At 62.0% G+C, this 3,733-nt stretch carries 3 protein-coding genes and 1 pseudogene; 3 read left to right on the top strand and 1 reads right to left on the bottom strand.

The window, feature by feature from the left end:
- Positions 1-740, bottom strand: a pseudogene (locus EOA86_RS26345) (glutamine synthetase); the annotation flags it as partial.
- A 150-nt stretch (positions 741-890) separates the two neighbouring features.
- Here EOA86_RS26345 and EOA86_RS26350 point away from each other — a divergent pair.
- The 3 genes from EOA86_RS26350 (at position 891) to EOA86_RS26360 (ending at position 3,690) form a co-directional block, all read left to right on the top strand.
- Positions 891-1,607 carry an HAD family hydrolase gene (locus EOA86_RS26350; protein ID WP_128344367.1) on the top strand — a complete coding sequence of 239 codons (717 nt, stop codon included), beginning with the start codon at positions 891-893 and terminating at the stop codon, positions 1,605-1,607.
- A gap of 260 nt (positions 1,608-1,867) precedes the next feature.
- Positions 1,868-2,788 (top strand): metal ABC transporter substrate-binding protein, encoded by a 921-nt coding sequence (locus EOA86_RS26355; RefSeq protein WP_128344368.1) that lies wholly within the window; start codon positions 1,868-1,870, stop codon positions 2,786-2,788.
- Positions 2,785-3,690, top strand: coding sequence for a manganese/iron ABC transporter ATP-binding protein (locus EOA86_RS26360; RefSeq protein WP_065010771.1), 906 nt, complete (start codon positions 2,785-2,787; stop codon positions 3,688-3,690). Before EOA86_RS26355 ends, EOA86_RS26360 begins: the two co-directional genes overlap by 4 nt.
- Positions 3,691-3,733: the final 43 nt, after the last annotated feature.

Here is a 3,733-nt window from a genome sequence, read left to right on the forward strand (position 1 = left end):
GGATCGCCATGGCGCAGATTGATCTCGAGCTGGCCGGCGCCTTCCTCGTGGATCAGCGTATCGATCTCCAGGCCCTGGCTTTCGGAGAAATGGTAGATGTCGTCGATCAGCTCGTCGAACTCGTTGACGCCGGCGATCGAATAGCCGGCGCCACCGCCTATCGCCCGTCCCGAACGCCCGACCGGCGGCGTCAGCGGGTAGTCCGGATCGGGATTCTTGCGCACGAGGTAGAACTCGATCTCGGGCGCCACCACCGGCTTCAGCCCGCGCTTGCCGTAAGCGTCAAGCACACGCTTCAGCACGTTGCGCGGCGTGAACTCGACCGAGCGACCGTCCTGGTGGACGAGGTCGCAGATGACCGCCGCCGTCGGGTCCTCTTCCCACGGCACCACGGTCAGTGTCGACAGGTCCGGCATCAGCTTGAGGTCGCCGTCGTCCTCCGGATAGTGAAAGCCGTTGCCGTCTTCCGGGTAGCCGCCGGAGATCGTCGTCATGAACACCGCCGAAGGCAGCGCCAGCGAGGTGTTGGAGGTAAACTTCTTCGACGGCATCATCTTGCCGCGCGCAACACCCGCCTGGTCGGGCGTGATGCATTCGATATCCTCAATGCCGCGCCACTCCAGCCAGGCGCCGACTTCCTTCCAGTTTTTCACACCACGTTGATTTTTCACGAAGGCAGGCGTGCGGATACGTCCTCCGCGGCTCGACGGACGGACTTCCTTTTTTGCAGGCGGCATCATTCACCAGATTGGGTTGCGGATTTGGGATTATAGCCGGGGGCGGCGAGGGAAGGGAAGGGGAGCCGCGGTTGCGTTCGCCTGCGCAGTTGAAAACTGCTCTGGGCGGCTTAGGTTCGACGCAAGTTCAATGACCTCGGTTGAAGACGTCGAATGCAGAACAATCATGAATTGACCACGATCGGCTTCGATGCCGATGACACGCTCTGGCAGAACGAGCAGTTCTTCCGCATGACCGAAAAGCGCTTTGCCGCGCTGCTCGCCGATCATGCCGAGCAGGAGCACATCTCGGCAAGATTGCTGGAGGCCGAGAAGCGCAACCTCGCCGTCTACGGCTTCGGCATCAAGGGGTTTACCCTGTCGATGATCGAAACGGCAATCGAGATTACCGAGGGCCGCGCGCCGGCCTCGGTCATCGCCGAGATTCTTGCCGCGGGCCGCGAGATGCTTGGCCATCCGATCGAGGCGCTGCCTCATGCGCGCGAAACCGTGGAAAAGCTGGCAGATGCGTATCGCCTGGTGTTGATCACCAAGGGCGACCTCTTCGATCAGGAACGCAAGCTGGCGCAATCGGGCCTGGGTGACCTTTTCGATGCCGTCGAGATCGTCAGCGACAAGAGCCCCGCCACTTATATCAATATCTTCAGCCGCCACGGTGATGGCGCCGAAAGAAGCATGATGGTCGGCAATTCGCTCAAGTCGGACGTGGTGCCGGCCATTGAGGCCGGCAGTTGGGGTATCCACGTGCCGCATGAGCTGACCTGGGCGCTGGAACATGTCGAGCCGCCGATCACCGCGCCTCGTTTCCGCCAGATAGCCGATCTCTCGGAATTGCCCCGGCTGATCGAAAGCATCGGGAAAGCCGGCTGATCGCGTGTCTCGCTGTCGAGCCGGACGTGCGCTGCAGCGCATCGACGCCGGACATCAGCGTGTCGCAGTCCTTGTTGTCCGCTCCGTCATAGGGCCGCGCTGTAGCCGACGCCAAATCCCGCGGCCGCATACAATCCACGACGTCAAGCCGTTTTCTACTTGCAAATCAGTCGCAATTGCAGAATATGCGAAAAGCGCGCGCCGCAGTCGCACGATGGCGGCCAGCGGCGAGACATTAAGAATCGCGACAGGAGAAATTGATGTTCGAGAGATACGGACGACGGGTTGTCGTTGGCTTGATGGCTGCGGTTTTCGTTGCGGCGGTGGCTTCAAGCCCAGCGAAAGCCCAGGAAAAATTCAAGGTGGTGACGACCTTCACAGTCATCGCCGACATGGCGAAGAACGTGGCGGGCGATGCAGCAATCGTGGAATCGATCACCAAGCCTGGAGCGGAGATCCACAATTACGCGCCGACGCCGGGCGATATTCAGCGGGCGCAAGGTGCACAGCTCATTCTGTGGAACGGGCTCAACCTCGAACTCTGGTTCGAAAAATTCTTCCAGAACCTCAGCGACGTGCCCGGCGCTATTGTCTCCGAGGGCGTCCAGCCGATGAGCATCGCCGAGGGACCCTATACGGGCAAACCGAACCCGCATGCCTGGATGTCGCCGGCAAACGCGCTGATCTACGTCGACAACATCCGCAACGCCTTCGTCGCGCACGATCCGGCGCATGCCGAGACCTACAAGGCCAATGCAGAAGCCTACAAGGCAAAGATAGAGGCGGCCGTCGCGCCGATCCGCGATAAGCTTGCCTCGATCCCGCAGGACAGGCGCTGGCTGGTGTCGAGCGAAGGCGCTTTCTCCTACCTCGCACGCGATTTCGGGCTGAAGGAGCTTTATTTGTGGCCGATCAACGCTGACCAGCAAGGCACCCCCCAGCAGGTTCGCAAGGTGATCGACGCCGTCAGGGAAAACAAGATCGTCGCCGTCTTCAGCGAAAGCACCGTGTCGGACAAGCCGGCCCGGCAGGTCGCGCGTGAGACAGGAGTGCATTACGGCGGCGTGCTCTACGTCGATTCTCTCAGCGAGGCGGACGGCCCGGTGCCGACCTATATCGACCTGCTGCGTGTGACATCGGATACGGTTCAGAAAGGCCTCGCCGCAGGGCTGTCGCAATGAACGAAGCCGTTCCGCCTCTTGCCCCCGCGTCCGAGGATGCGGGAGGCGGTCTCGCCGTCCGCGGCGCGACTGTCACCTACCGCAACGGCCACACGGCGCTGCGGGATGCGAGCTTTGAAATTCCGACAGGCACGATCACGGCGCTTGTCGGTGTCAACGGCTCGGGCAAGTCGACGCTGTTCAAAGCCATCATGGGCTTCGTGCGGGTGGCAAAGGGAGAGATTATTGTTCTCGGACAGCCGGCCGCGGCCGCGCTGAGGAAGAACGTCGTCGCCTATGTGCCGCAGGCCGAGGAGGTCGACTGGAACTTTCCAGTACTGGTCGAGGACGTCGTCATGATGGGTCGCTACGGCCATATGGGCATGATGCGCCTTCCGAAGGCGGCTGATCGCGAGGCGGTTACGGCCGCGCTTGCGCGTGTCGGCATGAGCGATTTCCGCAAACGCCAGATCGGCGAGCTTTCGGGCGGGCAGAAAAAGCGCGTCTTTCTCGCTCGGGCGCTGGCGCAGGACGGGCGCGTCATCCTGCTCGACGAGCCCTTCACCGGCGTCGACGTCAGGACCGAGGACGCTATCATCGAACTGCTGCGCGCGCTCCGGAACGAAGGCCGAGTGATGCTGGTCTCGACGCATAATCTGGGTAGCGTGCCGGAGTTCTGCGACCGTGCCGTGCTGCTCCGGAATACGGTCCTTGCCTACGGGCCGACAGGCCAGACCTTCACGCAGGCGAACCTGGAAAAGGCTTTCGGCGGCGTCTTGCGTCATTTCGTGCTGGGCGGCGCCGGGCTGCATGAGGACGACGACAGGCGCCGCCTTGCCGTCATCACCGACGACGAACGGCCACTGGTCTTCTACGGAGAGAACGGAGCCATGCAGCACAAGATGCGGGAACCGGACGAATGAGTGTCCTGCTCGAGCCGTTCGGCTACGAATATATGCTCAATGC

The sequence above is a fragment of the Mesorhizobium sp. M5C.F.Ca.IN.020.32.2.1 genome (assembly GCF_004023105.1).
Classification (GTDB): domain Bacteria; phylum Pseudomonadota; class Alphaproteobacteria; order Rhizobiales; family Rhizobiaceae; genus Mesorhizobium; species Mesorhizobium wenxiniae.

Bases quoted from the DNA above. Each gene is read 5' to 3' on its own strand.
- EOA86_RS26360 (WP_065010771.1), top strand. From the start codon at position 2,785: ATGAACGAAGCCGTTCCGCCTCTTGCCCCCGCGTCCGAGGATGCGGGA.
- EOA86_RS26355 (WP_128344368.1), top strand. From the start codon at position 1,868: ATGTTCGAGAGATACGGACGACGGGTTGTCGTTGGCTTGATGGCTGCG.
- EOA86_RS26350 (WP_128344367.1), top strand. From the start codon at position 891: ATGCAGAACAATCATGAATTGACCACGATCGGCTTCGATGCCGATGAC.